Source organism: Croceicoccus sp. Ery5 (assembly GCF_020985325.1).
GTDB lineage: Bacteria > Pseudomonadota > Alphaproteobacteria > Sphingomonadales > Sphingomonadaceae > Croceicoccus.
The window spans coordinates 32,501-52,434 of record NZ_CP087587.1 but is presented as its reverse complement, the minus strand read 5'-3'; the positions used below and the strand labels follow the sequence as shown (position 1 = coordinate 52,434).

General features: G+C 62.9%; 12 protein-coding genes, 3 tRNA genes and 3 rRNA genes (1 of these 18 cut by a window edge). 3 read left to right on the top strand and 15 right to left on the bottom strand.

All coding sequences use genetic code 11. The features are described from left to right. Positions 1-155 precede the first annotated feature (155 nt). The gene (locus LOZ74_RS00210; protein ID WP_230292390.1) at positions 156-2,198 is read right to left on the bottom strand and encodes a transglycosylase domain-containing protein; all 2,043 of its coding nucleotides are present in this window, start codon (positions 2,196-2,198) and stop codon (positions 156-158) included. A gap of 215 nt (positions 2,199-2,413) precedes the next feature. Here LOZ74_RS00210 and LOZ74_RS00205 point away from each other — a divergent pair, with 215 nt between their 5' ends. Continuing rightward, positions 2,414-4,846 carry a DUF305 domain-containing protein gene (locus LOZ74_RS00205; RefSeq protein WP_230292389.1) on the top strand — a complete coding sequence of 811 codons (2,433 nt, stop codon included), beginning with the start codon at positions 2,414-2,416 and terminating at the stop codon, positions 4,844-4,846. 71 nt (positions 4,847-4,917) lie between these two features. Here LOZ74_RS00205 and LOZ74_RS00200 read toward each other — a convergent pair whose 3' ends face one another. After that, a complete protein-coding gene (locus LOZ74_RS00200) occupies positions 4,918-6,132 on the bottom strand; it encodes an MFS transporter (RefSeq protein WP_230292388.1) in 1,215 nt (404 codons plus the stop codon). 251 nt (positions 6,133-6,383) lie between these two features. On the opposite strand from LOZ74_RS00200, the gene LOZ74_RS00195 reads away from it, so the two are divergent. Then, on the top strand, positions 6,384-6,947 hold the full coding sequence (locus LOZ74_RS00195; protein ID WP_230292387.1) for a DUF4136 domain-containing protein: 564 nt from the start codon (positions 6,384-6,386) through the stop codon (positions 6,945-6,947). A gap of 70 nt (positions 6,948-7,017) precedes the next feature. Here LOZ74_RS00195 and LOZ74_RS00190 read toward each other — a convergent pair whose 3' ends face one another. Genes LOZ74_RS00190 through LOZ74_RS00175 form a run of 4 tightly spaced genes read right to left on the bottom strand, consistent with a single transcriptional unit; the run spans position 7,018 to position 13,404 of the window. Continuing rightward, positions 7,018-8,430 (bottom strand): efflux transporter outer membrane subunit, encoded by a 1,413-nt coding sequence (locus tag LOZ74_RS00190; RefSeq protein WP_230292386.1) that lies wholly within the window; start codon positions 8,428-8,430, stop codon positions 7,018-7,020. Positions 8,431-8,444: 14 nt separating this feature from the next. After that, complete coding sequence (locus LOZ74_RS00185; RefSeq protein ID WP_230292385.1) at positions 8,445-11,654, bottom strand: efflux RND transporter permease subunit; 3,210 nt, start codon at positions 11,652-11,654, stop codon at positions 8,445-8,447. A gap of 56 nt (positions 11,655-11,710) precedes the next feature. After that, positions 11,711-12,988, bottom strand: coding sequence for an efflux RND transporter periplasmic adaptor subunit (locus LOZ74_RS00180; protein ID WP_230292384.1), 1,278 nt, complete (start codon positions 12,986-12,988; stop codon positions 11,711-11,713). Continuing rightward, positions 12,985-13,404, bottom strand: coding sequence for a hypothetical protein (locus tag LOZ74_RS00175; protein WP_230292383.1), 420 nt, complete (start codon positions 13,402-13,404; stop codon positions 12,985-12,987). Before LOZ74_RS00175 ends, LOZ74_RS00180 begins: the two co-directional genes overlap by 4 nt. 155 nt (positions 13,405-13,559) lie before the next feature. On the opposite strand from LOZ74_RS00175, the gene LOZ74_RS00170 reads away from it, so the two are divergent. Further along, positions 13,560-13,724: a hypothetical protein gene (locus tag LOZ74_RS00170; RefSeq protein ID WP_230292382.1), complete on the top strand. Its 165-nt coding sequence runs from the start codon at positions 13,560-13,562 to the stop codon at positions 13,722-13,724. Positions 13,725-13,743: 19 nt separating this feature from the next. Here LOZ74_RS00170 and LOZ74_RS00165 read toward each other — a convergent pair whose 3' ends face one another. The 9 genes from LOZ74_RS00165 to LOZ74_RS00125 form a co-directional block, all read right to left on the bottom strand. Next, complete coding sequence (locus LOZ74_RS00165; RefSeq protein ID WP_230292381.1) at positions 13,744-14,382, bottom strand: TetR/AcrR family transcriptional regulator; 639 nt, start codon at positions 14,380-14,382, stop codon at positions 13,744-13,746. Positions 14,383-14,504: 122 nt separating this feature from the next. Then, positions 14,505-15,365, bottom strand: a complete 861-nt coding sequence (locus tag LOZ74_RS00160) for a sigma-70 family RNA polymerase sigma factor (RefSeq protein WP_230292380.1) — start codon at positions 15,363-15,365, stop codon at positions 14,505-14,507. Positions 15,366-15,394: 29 nt separating this feature from the next. Next, positions 15,395-15,874 (bottom strand): carboxymuconolactone decarboxylase family protein, encoded by a 480-nt coding sequence (locus tag LOZ74_RS00155; RefSeq protein WP_230292379.1) that lies wholly within the window; start codon positions 15,872-15,874, stop codon positions 15,395-15,397. A 191-nt stretch (positions 15,875-16,065) separates the two neighbouring features. Beyond that, positions 16,066-16,142, bottom strand: a tRNA-Met gene (locus LOZ74_RS00150). A 112-nt stretch (positions 16,143-16,254) separates the two neighbouring features. Further along, a 5S ribosomal RNA gene (gene rrf / locus LOZ74_RS00145) occupies positions 16,255-16,369 on the bottom strand. Positions 16,370-16,496: 127 nt separating this feature from the next. Further along, positions 16,497-19,288, bottom strand: a 23S ribosomal RNA gene (locus LOZ74_RS00140). Positions 19,289-19,540: 252 nt separating this feature from the next. Then, a tRNA-Ala gene (locus tag LOZ74_RS00135) sits at positions 19,541-19,616 on the bottom strand. A 41-nt stretch (positions 19,617-19,657) separates the two neighbouring features. Continuing rightward, positions 19,658-19,734, bottom strand: a tRNA-Ile gene (locus LOZ74_RS00130). 182 nt (positions 19,735-19,916) lie between these two features. Beyond that, positions 19,917-19,934 (bottom strand): 16S ribosomal RNA (locus tag LOZ74_RS00125); it runs 1,470 nt beyond the window's last position. Together the 16S, 23S and 5S rRNA genes with 3 tRNA genes alongside form the textbook arrangement of a ribosomal RNA operon.

Here is a 19,934-nt window from a genome sequence, read left to right as displayed (position 1 = left end):
AATGGCGGCAGGCGGATGGCCTGCCTGTCGCTATCTTGCGCGGGATGGCCGCGCACCGCAAGCCCGGAACCGTAAAGGGGCGCTGCAACTGTCATAAATTTCAGGGCGGAATCCATATCCGACCGCGCGTCAAAGGGCAGAAAAGCGGTTGATCGTCAGATCGCAGGCGATTCTTCGGCAGCACCCTGTTCGGGGTCGGCCGGTTCGGCCGGTGCTTCAGGCCCTCCATCCGGCTCGATGAGCGACCGGTCCGCGTCCTCGGGCGCAACGCCATCGGGCAAAGCGGCATCGGGCGGGGGCAGCAGGTCCAGTTCCAGCGGCACCAACCCTTCCATGCCCGGATCGATCAGCAATCCGTCCTCGCCGATCATCTCGATCAGGGGCACGTCCTCTTCCTCGGGCGCGATGGGCGCGGCAGGGGGAGGCGCGCGGCGCAGGCGGGCGGTATCGATGGGCAGTTTCGCCTCGCCCAGATCGACGCCGCGCATGAAGTCGCGCCAGATGCGCGCGGGCAGGCCCCCGCCGCTATTGCCGGGAACGGGCGCATTATCGTCGCGCCCGACCCAGACCGCCGTCACCAGATCGCCCGCAAAACCGATGAACAGCGCGTCGCGCCCTTCCTGCGACGTGCCGGTCTTGCCGAATGTCGGCGTGCGCAGCGCGGCCGCCTTGCCGGTGCCGTTATTGGCCGCATGCCACAACAGATCGAGCATCGGGGCCCATTCGGTCTGCGGGTCCAGCGCGCGCGCGGGGCGTTTGCGACGCCCCACGATCCCGTGCACCTTTACCGGATAGCGCCCGCCCGCAAAGGCGGCATAGGCGCCGACCATTTCCTTAAGCGTGATCGACGCCGTGCCCAGCGCGATACTGGCATCGCCGGGCAGATCGGCAGTGACCCCCAGATCCTCTGCCGCTGCGCGCACGTTTTTCAGCCCAGCGCGGTCGGCCACGCGGATCGCGGCGGTATTGCTGGAAATCGCGAAGGCTTCGCGCAGGCTCATTTCCCCGCGATAGCCGCGATAGCCGTTGCGCGGCTGCCACTGGCCGATGCGCACGGGCGCGTCGGTGATCGTATCGTCAGGGCCCATGCCTTCGCGGATCGCGGCGAAATAATCGAACAGCTTGAAGGTAGAGCCCGGCTGCCGCTCTGCCGTGGTGGCGCGGTTGAATGCCTCTGGCGTCCATTCCTTGCCGCCGACCATGGCGACGACGCGCCCGTCGGGCCGGATCGCCAGCAGGGCCACTTGCGACGAGCCCAGCCCCGCCCGCCGCACCGCGCGTTCGGCGCGGGCCTGAATATCGGGCACCAGCGTGGTCTGCACCTCACCCCTGAAGCTGTCGGGCAAGTCGGAGGCCAGCCAGTCCACGAACCAGCCCGCCTGTTCGACCGGCTTTTCCACCTTGCCGATTTTCAGCCGCGGATCGGCGACGGCCTCTGCCTCTTCCCCGTCGATGAACCCCGCTTCGACCATCGCCGCCAGCACCACGCGCATCCGGTCGGTAGAGGCATCGTAATCGACCGTCGGGGCCAGCCGCGAAGGGGCCTTGACCATGCCCGCCAGCATCGCCGCCTCGCCCAGCGACAGATCTTGCGGAGCCTTGCTGAAATAATGATGCGCCGCCGCCGTCAGCCCCGTCTGCCCTTCACCGAAATAGCAGTTTTCCAGATAGCGCGAGAGGATCGTGTTCTTGGTCGTCCACCCCTCGACCCAGTCGGCCAGCAGCATTTCCTGAACCTTGCGGGTAAAGGTGCGGTCCTGCGTGAAAAAGGCGTTCTTCACATATTGCTGGGTAATGGTGGACCCGCCCGCCACCACGCCGCCCGCGCGCAGATTATCGAATGTCGCGCGCGCCAGACCGCGAAAATCGACGCCCTTGTGGTCATAGAACCGCCGGTCCTCGATCGCCAGAAATGCATGGCGCACATGATCGGGCAGTGCCGATGCGTCGACCTCTGCCACCGGCCTGTCGCCGCGATGGGCCAGCAATGTGCCGTCCGCCGCCAGAAAATCGACACCCGCCGGCCCCGGAGGCGCGCCAACGCGCCACGGCGGCGCCATCCATGTCTGCCAACCGACCAGAATCAGCAATGCCGCGCCCAGCGCCAGCACCCAGCGCGGCTGCGCCTTCAGCCAGTGCAACAGTTTCGCGCCACGGCGCGGTGCGGGAAAGGGCCGGGAATGTGCGGTGCCGGTCATGAAACGCGGGTCATGCAACGGGGTAATGGCGGGTCATGCCCGTGTTTTGAGCAGAATTTGCAAGGCTTGAACAGCGGTCAGCCATGTCGTGCGCAGATTGCCGCCTGTCGTTTACGGGATGGGGCTTGACGGGATGCGGCATTTCGGCAGTCTCGCAAACAAGTAACGCCTGAAATCACCTTTCCTTTCCTTTCCCGCCAGAAATCGGAGCTTTCATGATCGCATATTCCAGCCGGTCGGTTCGCGTTTCGCTGCTTGCCCTGTCGGGCGCGCTTGCCATGGCCCCCGCGATGATTCCCACCATTGCCGCCGCGCAGGATGCGCCGCTGGTCCGCCCGGGCGCTCCCGGTCAGGCATCGACCGCCCTGTCCGCCGATCAGGCGATCGAAGTGGCGCAAGCCGGCTATTCGCCTGCCGACGTGAAATTCATGTCCGACATGATCCACCACCATTACCAGGCCGTGGAAATGGTCGCGCTGGTCGGGGACCGGACCAATAACGACGATGTCGTCGCCCTCGCCTCGCGCATCAGGGCCAGCCAGGACGACGAGATCGCGTTCATGCAGGGCTGGCTGAAGGATCGCGGCCAGCCCGCACCCGATCCGGCGGCGCATGCGGCAATGGGCCACGCCGCCATGGATCATGGCAGCCATCACGGCACGGCGGGCGCAGCGTCCACCATGGAAGGGATGGCCAGCCCCGAACAGATGGCCGCACTCGCCGCTGCCAGCGGGGTGGAGTTCGACCGCCAGTTCCTGACGCTGATGATTGCGCATCACAATGGCGCGATCACCATGGTGGATCACCTTCTCGACCAGTCGGGCACGGCCTATGATCCGGTGCTGTTCAATTTCACGACCGATGTCACGACCGAACAACAGGCCGAGATCGACGCCATGGTGGGCGTGCTGGCGGGCCTGTCCAGCGATCCGCGCACCGGCCTGTCGGCGGGCTTTGCCGATGCGGGCATGTCGGCGGCGAATATGGTTCTGGTCAGGGAACTGCGCAAACCGGCAGGCTTCTTCGATCCCGGGAACCCGTCGAACCTGCCCCCCGCCATTCCCGCCGAAGGAGAGGACGCCGAGCCGTCATATGGCAAGCGCGGGTCGCACCTCAGCTTTGCGAACACCGATATGGCGTTCAGGGACGATCTGATGATCGCGGGCAATTACCACGGCTTCAATATCTATCGCATCGGCACGGACGGAGTGCCCTCGCTCGTCAGCTCGGTCGTTTGTCCCGGCGGTCAGGGCGATGTGTCGGTCGTCGGCGATACGCTGATCATGTCGGTCGAACAGCGCAGCGCCCGCGTCGATTGCGGGCTGCAGGGCATCGATGGCGACGTCAGCGCCGACCGCATGCTGGGCCTGCGCATTTTCGACATTTCGAACCCCGCCTTGCCGCGCCAGACGGGCATCGTGCAGAACTGCCGCGGATCGCACACCCATTCGGTGGTCAGCGGTCCGGACAAGGACGGCAAGATCATCGTCTATGTTTCGGGCACCGGCCGCGTGCGGGACGAGAAGGAGCTGAAGGGCTGCGTCGCCGGATTGCCGGGAGATGAAAATTCGGCCCTGTTCAGCATCGATGTCGTCGAAATCCCCGTTGCCGACCCGTCGAAGGCCCGCATCGTCGACAGTCCGCGCGTGTTCGCCGACGAGGCATCGGGCGAGATTGCGGGATTGTGGCGCGGCGGCAATCACGGCGACGGCACGCAGGAAACGAACCGCACCGACCAGTGCCACGACATCACCGTGTTCCCCTCGCTCAACCTGGCGGCGGGGGCCTGTTCGGGCAATGGCATCATCCTCGACATTTCGGACCCGCTAAAGCCAAAGCGGATCGACGCGGTGACCGACAAGGGCTTTGCCTATTGGCATTCGGCCACGTTCAACAATCGCGGCGACAAGGTGGTGTTCACCGACGAATGGGGCGGCGGCATGCGCCCGCGCTGCCGCGTGTTCGACCCCAAGGACTGGGGCGCCGACGCGGTTTACGACATCAAGGACGGAAAGCTCACCTATCGCAGCCATTACAAGCTGCCCGCCGCGCAGGGAGAGAAGGAGAACTGCGTCGCGCATAACGGATCGATCGTGCCGGTGCCGGGCCGCGATATCTTTGCGCAGGCATGGTATCAGGGCGGCTTGTCGATCATGGATTTCACCGACAGCGCCAATCCGGTGGAAATCGCCCATTTCGACCGCGGCGCCTTGTCGGACGAGCACCAGATTCTGGGCGGATACTGGTCCACCTATTTCTACAAGGGCTATATCTATGGCACGGAAATCGTGCGCGGAATCGACGTTCTGAAGCTGGAGCCGAGCGAGTTCCTGACGCAGAACGAGATCGACGCCGCCGCGCTGGCGCAGGAAGTGAACGGCACGTTCAACCCGCAGCAGCAATTCCCTGTCAGCTGGCCCGAAGATCCGGTGGTGGCGCTCGCCTATGTCGACCAGCTGCGCCGCGGCGGGGTGGATGCGGGCCTGCTCGATCCGCTGGCCGCCGCGCTGACCGGGATGAAGGCGGGGTCGGGCAGCAAGGCAGAGGTGAAAACCGCCGCCGCGCCGCTGGATGCCGCCAGCGTCGATGCCGCACAGGCATGGCGCAAGGATGCGTTGATCGAAATGGTCGGCAGGCTCACGGCCTGATAAGATCAACCGGGCAGGGGCCGGATCCTTGTCATCCGGCCCTGTCGCCTGCCGTCAGCAGGACGTTGCCGTCAGCAGGGCGTTGCCGCCAGCCGCGCCTTTTCCCCGCGCTCCAGCACGACGGCCAGCACATAGATCGCAAGGCCGCATAGCGCGAGCACCGATCCGATAAAGCCCGCCGATGTCAGGCCGTAACCGGCCGCGATGGCCATGCCGGCCAGCCACGGACCCAGCGCATTGGCAGTGTTGAACGCGCTGTGATGCGCGGCAGCGGCCAGCGTCTGCGCGTCGCCCGCCACATCCATCAGCCGCACCTGCATCACGCTGCCGACGCCGCCGCCCATGCCGATCAGGAAGATGATCACGCCCAGCGCCACCGCATTATGCGCCACGAACGGATAGATCGCCAGCATCACCGCGCTCCACGCCAGCATCGCCATGGCGGTGGTGTCGCGCGCACGATCCGCCGCGCGGGCGCCTGCCAGATTGCCCAAGGTCATACCCACGCCGAAAATGCCCAGCACCAGCGGCACGGACGCCTCGGACAGGCCGGTCACCTCGATCATGGTAGAGGCGACATAGGTATAGACCGCGAACAGCCCCCCGAAACCGATCGCCCCCGACGCCAGCGTCAGCAGGACCTGCGGACGGCGCAATGCGCCCAGTTCGCGCAGCGGGCTGGCCGTGCGGTCGGCAGGCTGGTCGGGCGCCAGAAAGCCCACCAGCGTCACCGTCAGCAGCGCCAGCACGGCCACCACCAGAAAGCCGCTCTGCCAGCCCAGCGCCTGCCCCAGCCCGTTCGCCACCGGCACGCCGATGATCGTCGCCACGGTCAGTCCCGACATCACCAGCGCTACCGATTGCGCACGCTTGTTCACCGGCACCAGCGAAGCGGCGACCAGCGCCGCCACGCCGAAATAGGCGCCATGCGGCAGGCCCGACAGAAAGCGGAACAGCAGCAGCCAGTGATAATCGGGCGCCACGGCGCTCAGCGCGTTCCCGACGGCGAACACCGCCATCAGCGCGATCAGCAGCAACTTGCGCCGGAAACGCGCGCCGAACATCGCGATCAGCGGCGCGCCCACCACCACGCCCAGCGCATAGGCGCTGATCGCATGGCCTGCCTCCACCTCGGTGATGCCGAGATCGCGGGCGAAAAAGGGCACAAGGCTCATCGCCGCGAATTCGGCGGTGCCGATGGCGAATGCGCCCATGGCAAGCGCGAACAGCACCCATGCGGGACCGGGGGAGCGTGTGGCGGACGGAGTGGGGGAATGATCATTCATGTTGCAGCGCAATATAGATGGTGCAACTGCGAGCGCCAACGGGGCCGGTAAGCGATAAAATCGATCTGCATGCGCGGAAAAGCCACTTCAAATTTGCAGGAATGCAGGGGGGGCGGACACCGGCATCGGGTCGCAACTTTCGCAAAACTAGGGTCAGCCCTTATGGGCAATCACAGGGTTTTCCGTGATTTCTGATGCAAGATGGCGGCAGGCTAGGGGCCGTCCGTGGCAATCAATGGAAAGGGCGTCTGATGAAAACTCTCTATCGCGGCATCATGGCTTCGATCGCGCTGGCATCGCTGGCTGCATGTTCGACCACTCCCAAGCCCAGCTTCAGCACCGAGGCGGCGCCCGATATCAATCTGGCCGGTTACACCACCTATAGCTGGGCCTTCCCCAAGCGCGGTGGCGGCAATCCGTTCGTCTACGAACGCGTCCAGAACGCAATGGACGCCAGCCTTGCGCAGGCCGGTTACAAGCTTGTCGCCGAGGGGCAGGGCGACATGGAACTGGCCTTTACCCTTGGCGCGCGCGACAAGGTGGACGTGACCAACTGGGGTCCGGTCGGCCCGTATTACCCCGGCTATGGCATGAATTACCGCTATGGCTGGGCCTATCAGTATAATCAGGTCGATGTGCGCAATGTGACCGAAGGGTCGATGGCGCTCGACGTGTTCGATGCCAAGACCAACCACCCGATCTGGCACGGGGTCGCATCGGCCCGCATCGGTTCGACCGACAGCCCCAGCGACGCGCTGATCCAGTCGGCGGTGCAGGGTCTGGTCGACCGGTTCTCCACCGCCAGCGGCAAGTAAGCAAAAGGGGGCGAATTTCGGTTCGCCCCCTTTTTCGTCATCCGGCCGTCATCCGGCCATTATCCGGCCGTCAGCTTTCGCTCCAGCTTCCGCCCAATGCGCGGAACAGATCGACCTGCGCGAACGCCACCGAACGCGTCGCCTCGGCATATTGCGCGTCGGACTGGGCCAGAGTGCGCTGCGCATCCAGCGCATCCAGCGCGTCGATCTGGCCGCGGCTCTGGCGCGCAAGGCTGACATCGGCGGCGCGGCGGGCCGCATCGCGCGACGCTTCCAGCCGCTCCTTGCGCAGCAGCGCGTTGCGATAGGCCGACAGCGCGGTCTCGGTCTCTTCCAAAGCGCGCAGAACGGTGCCGTCGAACAGCGCCAGATCGGCACTGGCATCGGCGCGGCTTTGTTCGATGCGCGATCGCACCGCTTCCTGATTGGGAAAGGCCCATGACAGCATCGGGCCGACCAGCCAGCCCAGCGGGCCAGAACCCAGCACGGCCGTATCGCCCACCGAATTGGTGCTGACCGCCCCGCCCAGCGTGATGCGCGGATACAGATCCGCCGTCGCCACGCCGATGCGCGCCGTATCGGCCGCCAGCCGCCGTTCCGCCGCATTTACGTCGGGGCGGCGCGCCAGCAGGATCTGCCCGTCGCCTACCGGTATCACTTGCCCCACATCGGGCGTATCGCCCCGTGCCCGCACAGCATCGGGCAAGTCCTGCGGCGCGCGGCCCGTCAATGTCGCCAGCCGGAACAGCGCCGCGTCACGCTGCGCGACCATGGCCGGGATCGATGCGGCCTGTTCTTCGCGCAACTGGGTCAGCCGGATCACGTCGAGCTTTTGATTCAGCCCCCGTTCGAACCGCGCATTGGTGATCCGTTCGGACCGGCTGAGCAAGTCGAGCGAACGCGTGGCAACCGCGATCTGCTCGGCACTGCTGGCGGCATCGACATAGGCCTGAACGATATCGGCCACCACCGTCACGCGCACGGCATCGGCATCCTGCCGCGCGGCTTCGTAATCGGCTTGCGATGCCTCTATCCCGCGTGCCACGCGGCCGAACAGATCGACTTCATATCCGACCGCGAATTCACCCGCGACACGGCGCCCTTCGCGGTCCATGCCGGGCAACACCTCGCTTTTGGACACCCGGCCATAGCTTCCCGACGCGCTCACGCCGGTCTGCGGCAAGGCCTCTGCCCGCGATCCGCGCAGCGATGCCCGCGCGCGTTCGATCCGCGCAATGGCCACGCGCACATCGGTATTGGCAGCCAGCCCGTCGGCAACCAGCGCATCCAGCACCGGATCGTCATACAGCTGCCACCAGTTCGCCACCGGCGCGGCATCGCTGATCCGGTCGCCCTGTGCGCCGATAAAACCGGCCTGCGCCGCAGGAGGCACGGCGGGGGACACATGGTCCGGCCCGACGGTGCAGGCGGTCAGCGCGGTGGCGGCCAGCAACGCCGCCAGCGGTTTCGATCTGAAACGCATCGTCACATCTCCTTTCATTCGGCGGGAAGCAGGACGGGATCGGGGCCCTGCGCGTCGCGGGCAGGTCCGTCCTTGCGGCGGCGCAAATGTTCGGCCAGCGTGCGGCACACCACATAGAAGGTCGGGGTGAACAGCAGGCCGAAAACGGTAACGCCGGTCATGCCGAAGAACACCGCCGTGCCCAGCGCCTGCCGCAATTCCGCGCCTGCTCCGCTGGCGATCACCAGCGGCACGGTGCCAAGGATAAAGGCCAGCGACGTCATCAGGATCGGGCGCAGGCGGGTGCGGGCGGCATGGACCGCTGCATCCACGATGGACAAACCGCGCTCGTCCTCGGCCTGTCTGGCGAATTCGACCACAAGGATCGCATTCTTCGCCGCCAGAGCGATCAGCACCACCAGACCGATCTGCGTCAGGATGTTATTATCCATGCCCCGCAGGTTCACGCCCAGCATGGCCGCGAACAGGCACATGGGCACGATCAGGATGATCGCCAGCGGCAAGGTCAGGCTTTCATATTGCGCGGCCAGCACAAGGAACACGAACAGCACTGCCATGCCGAACACGACACCCGCCGTATTGCCCGCCATGGACTGCTGATACGCGATGCCCGTCCATTCGGTATCGTAACCGGCTGGCAGCGTTTCATCCGCGATCCGCTCCATCGTGCTCAGCGCCTGGCCGGTCGAGAAACCGGGTGCGACGCTGCCGTCCACCTCTATCGCGCGCTGCAGATTATAGCGCGTGACGCGATAGGGGCCGGTCACATCCTGAAACGTGGCGACCGAACCGATCGGCACCATGGCACCCGAATCCGACCGGGTTTTCAGATTGGCGATATCCGCCGTCGATCCGCGGAATTGCGCATCGGCCTGTGCCGTTACGCGATAGGTGCGGCCCAGCAGGTTGAAATCGTTGATGAAGGTCGATCCCAGATAGGTCTGCAGCGTCGCGAACACCCGTTCGGGCGCCACGCCCAGCATATCCGCCTTGCGCCGGTCGATATCGGCATGAACGCGCGGGCTGGCCATGTTGAACAGCGTATAGACCTGCTGCAATTCGGGTTGCCGGTTGGCCTGTGCCACCAGTTGCTGGGTCGCCTTGGCCAGCTCGGCATAGCCGCGACCCTCCTTGTCCTCGACGATCATGCGATAGCCGCCGGGCGGCACGATGCCGTTGATGGTCGGCGGCGGGACAAGGATGACGGTGCCCTTGTCGAACCCGGCCATCGCTTCCTGCGCCTTGGCCATGATGTCGGCTTCGGTCACGCCCATCCCGGCACGGTCCTCGAAGCTGTCATAGGGGAAGTAGATCGCGGCGGAATCGGGGGCTGCGGTGCGCGACGGGCCGTTAAAACCGGCAAACATCACCGCGCCCTTGATCCCCTTTGTCGGCAGGATGCGCTGCGCCACCTCGCGCGTTGCCTCGTCCGTACGCGCCAGCGACGATCCGGGCGGCAGGAAGATCGCGGCCAGGAAATAGCCCTGATCCTGCTGCGGGATGAAACCGGCAGGGGTGGACCAGAACAGTCCGACGGTCGCCACGATCAGCGCGGCATAGCCTGCCATCATGCGCAGCGGGCGTTTGACCAGCGTAAAGGTCAGCCTTGCATAGGCATCGCTCATCCGCTCGAACCCGCGGTTAAAGCGGTCGCCCGCCTGTTCCAGCATGCGTTTCCAGCGCGGCGCATCGCCGCCCGCGCGCTCCCGCTCGCGCAGAAGGATGGCGGCCAGCGCAGGCGACAGGGTCAGCGATACGATCAGCGAGATGACCGTCGCGGTCGCGATCGTCACGGCGAACTGCTTGTAGAACTGGCCCGAGATGCCGTCGATGAACACGGTCGGCACGAACACGGCGCACAGCACCAGCACGATGGCGATCAGCGCGCCCGAAACCTCGTCCATCGAACGGCGCGCGGCATCCAGCGGTTTCAGGCCTTCCTCGATATAGCGTTCGACGTTTTCGACCACCACGATCGCATCGTCGACCACGATCCCGATGGCGAGCACCAGCCCGAACAGCGACAGATTATTGAGCGAATAGCCCAGAGCCGCCAGCATCACCGCCGTTCCCACGAGCGACACGGGAATGGCGACGATGGGGATCACCGCCGCGCGCCAGTTCTGCAGAAAGACAAGGATGACAAGGACGACGAGGATCGCGGCCTCGAACAGCGTATCATACACTGCGTCGATGGACTGGCCGATGAACTCGGTGGGGTTATAGATTACCGAATATTCCAGACCTTCGGGAAAGCTGGCCTGCAGATCGTCCATTTCGGCGCGCACCGCCTTTGCCGCGTCCAGCGCGTTGGAACCGGGACGTTGCAGCACCGCGATCACCACGGTCGGCTTGCCCGACAGATAGGTATTAAGCGTGTAATCCTGCGCGCCCAGTTCGATACGGGCGACATCGCGCACGCGCACCTGTCCGCCATCGGCATCGGTGCGGACGATCACATTGCCGAATTCCTCCGGCGTGGACAGGCGGCCCTGAAGCTCGACCCCCACCTGATAGGCGCCCGCCTGCGGGGCGGCCCGGTCATAGGGTGGCTGGCCCAATGCGCCCGCCGACACCTGCACGTTTTGCGCGCGCAGGGCCGATACGATTTCGTCGGCGGTCAGGTCGCGCGCGGCGGCCTTGCCCGGATCGATCCATATCCGCATGCCGTAATCGCGCGCACCGAAAAGCTGCACATCGCCCACACCGTCCAGCCGTGCCAGACGGTCCTTTACCTGCGTCAGCGCATAGTTCGACAGATAGGACCGGTCATAGGTTCCGTCGGGCGATTGGAGATTGACGACCATCAGAAAGTCGGGGCTGCTCTTTTTGGTGACCACGCCCATCGCGCGCACCGATTCCGGCAGGCGCGGTTCGGCAATCGCCACGCGGTTCTGGACCAGCACTTGCGCGGCATCGAGGTCGGTGCCGATCGCGAATGTCACCGTAATCGTGACCTTGCCGTCGCCGGTGGACTGCGAATCCATATACAGCATGTCGTCGACGCCATTGATCTCCTGCTCGATCGGGGCGGCGACGGTGTCGGCCACGGTTTCCGCCGACGCGCCCGGATATTGGGCGGTCACGGTTACGGTCGGCGGCACGACATCGGGATATTGGGTGACCGGCAGGCCGAGATAGGCGAGCAGGCCGACGACGGTGATCAGCACCGCGATCACGCCCGCAAAGATCGGGCGGTCGATGAAAAAGCGTGAAAAGCGCATGGGGCGATATCCCTTTCGGTCCGGCGCGGATTGGGCGCGCGCCAGACCTGATCGGTTCAGTTGGCCAGCGTTGCCTGCGACGCGACGGGGCCAGCGGGTTGTGCTTGGGTAGTGGCAGCGGCTTGCGGGAACGCGATCTGCCCGCGCTTGGTATCGACCTTCGCGCCGGTCACCGCCATCTGGTAATTCGATATGACGACGCGGTCGTCGGGCGAAAGACCGGCGCGGATCACGCGCAGCCCCTGTACCATCGGGCCCGGTTCGACGGGCTTGGCGACAATCGTGCCCTGGCTATCGACCGTCAGCACGATCTTGCGCGCCTGATCCGATTGCACGGCATCGTCGGGGACCAGCAATGCCTCTACCTTGCCGCCGTCGGCCAGTCGCATATTGCCGAACATGCCGGGGCGCAGAAAGCCGTCGGGATTGCGCAATACGGCGCGCACGCGGATCGTGCCCGAATGCGGGTCCAGCCCGTTGTCGGTAAAGTCCAGCGTGCCGTCCCAGCGGTAATCCGCCTCGTCCTGCAGGCGGACCTGAACCCGTGCATCGCCGGTTTCTGCCATGTTGCGCTGCGCTTTCAGGAACAGCGATTCCGAAACGTCGAAGTTGAAATAGATCGGGTCGAGCGCGTTGATCGTGGTCAGCAAGGTCGCGCCAGCTCCGTTATCGCCGGACACCAGATTGCCGATATCGACCCGCCGGTCCGAAATGCGGCCCGAAATCGGGGCGCGCACGGTCGCGAATTCGACATCGAGCGCGCGCCGGTCGGCGCGTGCGCGCGCGGCATTCAGCGCCGCGCTGGCCGACCGGACGCGGGTTTGCAGCTGTTCGACCTCGCTGGCGGCCATCGCCTCGTCACCCGACAATCCGGCTACGCGGTCGTAATCGGATCGCGCCAGCGCCAGCGCGCTGCTGGCCGCGGCGACATCGGCGCGGGCTTCTTCCAATGCGGCGCGATAGGGGCGGGGGTCGACAGTGAATAGCACCTGCCCCTTGCGCACATAGTCGCCGTCGCGGAAATGGATCGCGGTCACCGCGCCCGATACGCGCGGTCGCACCTCGACCATCTGGCTGGGGGCGAACTGGCCGATATAATCGTCCCATTCGGTCACTTCGCGCACCAGGGGCTGCGCGGCGGCGACGGGCGGCATGGCGGGGGCCATGGCCTCTGCCGGATTGTCGGACAGGAAATGCCAGCCCAGCCCTGCGATCAGGGCCAGCGCCAGCCCGCCGGCCGCCCATGTGCGCGGGCGCGGCTTGCGAGGGGAGGTCGCGTCGCCCTCTCCCTCTTCGCGGGCGAAGAAAGTGTCGATCGTGGTCTGCATATTCATGGCGCGGTCTTTCGGATGCCGGCATTGTCCAGCCAGATGATGTCGAGAACGGCGTCGATCTCGCCGCGGGTCAGTCCGGCGGCGCGGGCCTCACCCAGCGCGCGTGCGGGAAGGGCAATGCCCTGCTGCCAGCCGTGGACCGCAAGGCGGCGGATGGCCTCCAGACGGGGGTTGGCGAAGCTGGGCGAGACAGGTTCGGGGCCGAGCAACATGCGGGCCAGACGCCCACGCCCCCTGCGGGGCTTCAACGTCTTGAGGCTGTCCTTGCGGACAATGTCGACCACGCGGCGTTCAAGCCGGGTGAGCACCGGCTCCGCCAATTCCGCGCGGGGGGCCAGATAGTCGGAATGGGTGTCGCCGGCGGTTCTCGCGACCGGAACGGCATGGGCGGTATTCAACGGTTCGTAAAAGGACATGGCCTTCGGCTCCTGTCGCGCCGCACATGGGCGCGCTTGTCCGATCCCGAAAGCGCGCGGCTTCGGGCGGGAAATGGGCATTGGGCGCACAGAACCGCCGCCCGGAACGCGCCGGGCGCAGCCTCTCGCCGGAATGTAGAGGACGGGCCCGGCGCATGGCCGTGGCCCTGAACCGTCAGCAGATGACGGCGGTCGGAACGGGTCTTGTCATCGAAGCCTCCTGCAAAGGCGCTGCGAAAGCTGAACATCAGCTTTCTGTACCAAGCGGTAAATATTGCGGCGCAGCAGAAAGTCAACCGGCTTTCTGTACCGGTCGGTAATTTTTTTATTGCAGGGGAATTAGGCGGGCTGTGGCTCTGCCCAGACGGTCAGCAGCATGTCGATGATTGCATTGAGTTCTTCGCGCGTCGCACCGGCCTGCGCCCTCACCTGCATGCCGCCGATCACGGTGGAGATATAATGGACCAAGGTGGCGGGTTCGATATGCGCGGGCAGGTCGCCCTCGGCCTTGGCGCGTTCGAATCGCGCGATCATGGCCGCTTCCGACGATTTGCGCCGTTCGATGACATGTTCGCGGATCGACGCGTCTTCGGCCTTGCTGCCGATCATGCTGATCACGCCCATGCAGCCATGCGGGTCCTGTGCGCCGCAATGGGTTTCGACCGCGCCGCGCAGCAGCCGTTCGGCAACGCCGCGCGCCGTCTCGGCCTCCAGCGCCCAGTTGATATAGGCAAGCTTGTCACGCTCATACAGGTCGAGCGCCTGTTTGAAGAGCGCTTCCTTGTTCCCGAAACAGGCATAAAGGCTGGGCTTGGTAATGCCCATCGCCTCGGTCAGCAGGGCCATGGACGCGCCTTCGTACCCGTGCTGCCAGAACACGGTCAGCGCCGCGCCCAGCGCGCAATCGGGATCGAACTCCCGCGGGCGCCCGCGTGCCTTGGTCTGGGTTTCAGGGGTCTGGGCTTCAGGGCATTTCATACTGACCGGTATATAGTGACGCGCATGCGCGAGTCCAGACGTCACCGGCCAAGCGTTCGGCAGAAGCCGGGCGCCGCGTCGCGCGGTGGTGCCGGGCCAATGACCTGTCAGGTCAGGCCCTGTCAGTGGAGATGCTTCAGCTTATCGGGATTGCGCATGACATAAATGGCCGCGATCCGGCCCTCCTCGATCAACAGGGCGGTCGTCTGGAGTTCGCCATCTGCCTCGCGCGTGACAAATCCGGGCAAGCCATTGATCGAGCCTATCGCAATGAGTTTCGATCCATGCTTGCGGAACAATACGCCAAGCGCCTTGTGCCATTGCAACACCTGCCTGCTGCCGAACAACGGGCGCACCGCTGCAGGCCTTTTGCCGCCGCCATCCGAATGCATTTCGACATCGCTGGCAAGCATGGCCCCCAGTTCCACGAGGTCCCCGCTGCGCGAGGCATCGAAGAATGCCTGCGCAATGGCCAGCCCTCGCTGCTTTTCCACCGCGAAGCGGGGCCGCGCCTCACGCACATGGCTGCGCGCGCGGGATGCAAGCTGGCGGCATGCGGCGACATCGCGGCCGATCGCGGCTGCGACCTCTTCGAAACTCGTGCCGAATATGTCGTGCAGCAGGAAGGCCGCACGTTCCAGCGGCGACAGACGCTCCAAAGCGAGCATCAGCGGGAGGGTCACGTCCTCGGTCTCTTCTTCTGCGTCCAGCACCGGTTCGGGCAGCCACGGGCCGATATAGGTCTCGCGCCGAGAGCGGGCGGACTTTAACTGGTCGAGGCAGAGCCGCGTGACAATACGGCGCAGAAACGCCTCGGGCTCGCGGACAGAATCACGTTCGGTGCGAAGCCAGCGGATGAAGGCGTCTTGCACCACATCTTCGGCATCGGCGACCGATCCGAGCATGCGATAGGCGACCCGCGTCAGCCAGGGCCGAAGCGGGTGGAATATCGCGGCGGGATTGTCGGGACGATTGTCACCCATACGCTCGCTTCCTGGCTACGGGTTCTGCGTCAGGCAAGGCCTGCCTTGCCAAGCCCGAACAGCGCATCGGCAGAGCCCGGCACACTGCGAAAGGCAATCGACGCACGGGTCCATGCGTTGATGACCATGACCATATAGGTAAGTGCGACCAGTTCTTCCTGCGAAAATTGCTCACTGGCCCGATTATAGGTCTGATCCGATACTCCGTCCGGCCCAAGCTGCGTGAGCGCTTCGGTCCATGCCAGCGCGGCACGCTCGCGTTCGTCGAACAAGGTGGACTCGCGCCAGATCGCAATATGATGCAATCGCAGCGGACGCTCGCCCTGAATGGTCGCATCCTTCACATGCATGTCGAGGCAGAAGGCACAGCCGTTAAGCTGTGACGCACGGATCTCGACAAGGGAAAGCAGCGGTTTCGGTAGGCCGCTCTTTTTCACAGCCAGTGTCAGGGCTGTCAGCTTGGCTGCGAGTTCGGGTTGCTGTTTGAGATGATCGATACGCTGGGTCATGGTCTTGCTCCATCAAAAAGGTGACAGAGCCTTGACGAGAGAGCGGGTCGCGATGTGACATGGCGATCATTTTTTTACAGCGGGAACGGGTGCTCGACCGCTTTAGACACTGACGCGGGGCTTACGCGCGTCAAAGTCGCGTCCGCTTTGGCCGGCGCATGATCTTGGAGCATTGAGGGGTTTGATAGCGGTGGTTGCGGGGGTTGGATTTGAACCAACGACCTTCAGGTTATGAGCCTGACGAGCTACCGGACTGCTCCACCCCGCGTCACCTTTGCTGCTGAGCGCAGCGTAGAGACTAAAAAGCCGCCGCTCGGTTGAACCGGCAGCGGCTTTTTGGTGTTTGTGAATGGGTTTTAGCTGATGACGTCGGCTGCAATGCCTGGCGACGACCTACTCTTCCAATGCTTAGGCATTAGTACCATCGGCGCAGTCTGGTTTCACGGCCGAGTTCGAGATGGGATCGGGTGGGTCACAGACGCCATGGTCACCAAGCAATGAAGCCGGCGTATCAGCGGTTTTAAATCGATGCGCACCCTGTTGGGTGAAGATATATCTGGATGAGGATCGTCCTCATCAAAGACGGCCTGACTGGCAGGACTGTCATTGATGATGTGGAATTCTCAAGCGCGAACAGAACTATTAGGACCGGTTAGCTCCATGCGTTACCGCACTTCCACACCCGGCCTATCAACGTCGTGGTCTACGACGGTTCGAAGATACCTAATCTTAAGGGAGGCTTCCCGCTTAGATGCTTTCAGCGGTTATCCCGTCCATACATAGCTACCCTGCGGCACCCTTGGCAGGATGACAGGTACACCAGAGGTATGTTCACCCCGGTCCTCTCGTACTAGGGGCAACTCCTTTCAAGTATCGACGCCCACGGCAGATAGGGACCAAACTGTCTCGCGACGTTCTGAACCCAGCTCACGTACCACTTTAATTGGCGAACAGCCAAACCCTTGGGACCTGCTCCAGCCCCAGGATGTGATGAGCCGACATCGAGGTGCCAAACGATTCCGTCGATATGAGCTCTTGGGAATCATCAGCCTGTTATCCCCGGCGTACCTTTTATCCGTTGAGCGATGGCCCTTCCACGAGGGACCACCGGATCACTATGACCGACTTTCGTCTCTGCTCGACTCGTCAGTCTCGCAGTCAGGCAGGCTTATGCCATTGCACTCTTGCAGCCGGTTTCCAACCGGCCTGAGCCTACCATCGCGCGCCTCCGTTACTCTTTAGGAGGCGACCGCCCCAGTCAAACTACCCGCCACAGAGGGTCCCTACGCCGGCTAACGGCGCGAGGTTAGACATCAGAAAACAGCAGGGTGGTATTTCACCTATGGCTCCACGTCAGCTGGCGCCAACGTTTCAAAGCCTCCCACCTATGCTACACAACTCTTTCCTAATGCCACTCTGAAGCTGCAGTAAAGGTGCACGGGGTCTTTCCGTCTAACCGCGGGTACTCCGCATCTTCACGGAGAATTCAATTTCGCTGAGCATATCCTGGAGACAGTGGGGAAGTCGTTACGCCATTCGTGCAGGTCGGAACTTACCCGACAAGGAATTTCGCTACCTTAGGACCGTTATAGTTACGGCCGCCGTTTACTCGGGCTTCAATTCGGAGCTTGCACTCCTCCTCTTAACCTTCGAGCACCGGGCAGGCGTCAGACCCTATACGTCGTCTTGAAGCCGACTTAGCAGAGTCCTGTGTTTTTGCTAAACAGTCGCTACCCCCTGGCCTGTGCCCCCTCCTACTGCTTGCGCAGAAAGAGGGCCTCCTTCTTCCGAAGGTACGGAGGCAATTTGCCGAGTTCCTTCAGGATACTTCTCTCAAGCGCCTTGGTATACTCTACCTGACCACCTGTGTCGGTTTCGGGTACGGTCTATACGGAGAGGCTATTTCCTGGGACCACTTGGCTGCCCTTCCAATCCGATAAGGAAGAACAACGTCCGCAATCCGTCACACATCTCCAGGCCCACGAATATTAACGTGGTTCCCATCGACTACCCCCTTCGGGCTCGTCTTAGGGGCCGGCTCACCCTGCGCTGATTAGCATTGCGCAGGAACCCTTGGTCTTTCGGCGAGAGGGCATCTCACCCTCTTTGTCGCTACTCATGTCAGCATTCGCACTTCCGATACGTCCACGGTCGGTTACCCTCCCGCTTCACTCGCTTACGGAACGCTCCGCTACCGCTCGTAGTAAACTACGAACCCTAAGCTTCGGTGCATCACTTTAGCCCCGTTACATCTTCGCCGCAGGAACCCTTATTTAGACCAGTGAGCTGTTACGCTTTCTTTAAAGGATGGCTGCTTCTAAGCCAACCTCCTGGTTGTTTTGGGATTCCCACATGCTTTCCCACTTAGTGATGACTTGGGGACCTTAGCTGTAGGTTAGGGCTGTTTCCCTTTTGACGACGGACCTTAGCACCCGCCGTCTGTCTGCCGGACTAGACTCGATGGTATTCGGAGTTTGGTTAGGTTTGGTACAGCTCGCGCCGCCCTAGCCCATCCAGTGCTCTACCCCCATCGGCAATCATCCGACGCTCTACCTCAATAGATTTCGCGGAGAACCAGCTATTTCCCGGCTTGATTGGCCTTTCACCCCTAAACACAACTCATCCGAGAATTTTTCAACATTCACCGGTTCGGTCCTCCAGTGCGTGTTACCGCACCTTCAACCTGGTCATGCATAGATCGCCGGGTTTCGGGTCTAATACACCATACTCTGTCGCCCTATTCAGACTCGCTTTCGCTGCGCCTACACCTATCGGCTTAAGCTTGCATGGTACATTAAGTCACTGACCCATTATGCAAGAGGTACGCTGTCACTCCCTATGGAGCTCCAACTGCTTGTAAGCATTCGGTTTCAGGTACTGTTTCACTCCCCTAATCGGGGTGCTTTTCACCTTTCCCTCACGGTACTAGTTCGCTATCGGTCATGTACGAGTATTTAGGCTTGGAGGGTGGTCCCCCCATGTTCAGACAGGATTTCACGTGTCCCGCCCTACTCGAGTCTTCATCCATCGCTTTCGCATACGGGGCTGTCACCCGCTATGGCCACTCTTTCCAAAGTGTTCTGCTAGTTGAAGATGAAGCACTGGCCTGGTCCGCGTTCGCTCGCCACTACTAACGGAATCTCGGTTGATGTCTTTTCCTCCAGGTACTGAGATGTTTCAGTTCCCCGGGTTCGCTTCACCAAGCCTATTTTATTCAGCTTGGGATACCTTATCCACCTCACTCAATTACCGGTAAAACCGCCAATCGAGAGAAATGGTGAAGGTGGGTTTCCCCATTCGGAAATCGCCGGATCAAAGTTTGCTCACAACTCCCCGACGCTTATCGCAGCGTGCCACGTCCTTCATCGCCTGTACATGCCAAGGCATCCACCAAATGCTCTTACCTCACGCTTGAGAATCCACACCATCAACAACAGGCCTGCATAACGCCTGTGTCGTCACTAGGTGCGGACGATATCTCAGCCAGATAATCAATTTTGATTGATCTTGTGATGATACCATGATGACGCGAGTTTCCCCACGCCTCTCACGATACCGCCACGGCATCGATTTAAAAACCCATTCACAATGTCAAAGATCGGCAGCGCAAATCGCCGCCTAACCGGTAAAACCGGATTTCGTTGCTTCTTCGTCGGATATCAGAACTGGTGGAGCCTATCGGGATCGAACCGATGACCCCCTGCTTGCAAAGCAGGTGCTCTCCCAGCTGAGCTAAGGCCCCGCACCATTCCTGATTAGCTGGCCCGTTAAATGACCAAGTCATGGTGGGCCGAGGAGGACTCGAACCTCCGACCTTACGCTTATCAGGCGTACGCTCTAACCACCTGAGCTACCGGCCCCCAATTCCTTGCAGACCAAAAGGCCGCATAGGGCTGAGGCCAGCTCAGGCATACAACGCGCACAGGAAACCCTGCGCACACTATATTCCGACGATGAAGGGATATGAGGACGACGGCATGTTCTTTGGAAGCTGCGAAGCTCTTTCCGACACAAGTCCGGACGCTTTCGCATCAATCCTTAGAAAGGAGGTGATCCAGCC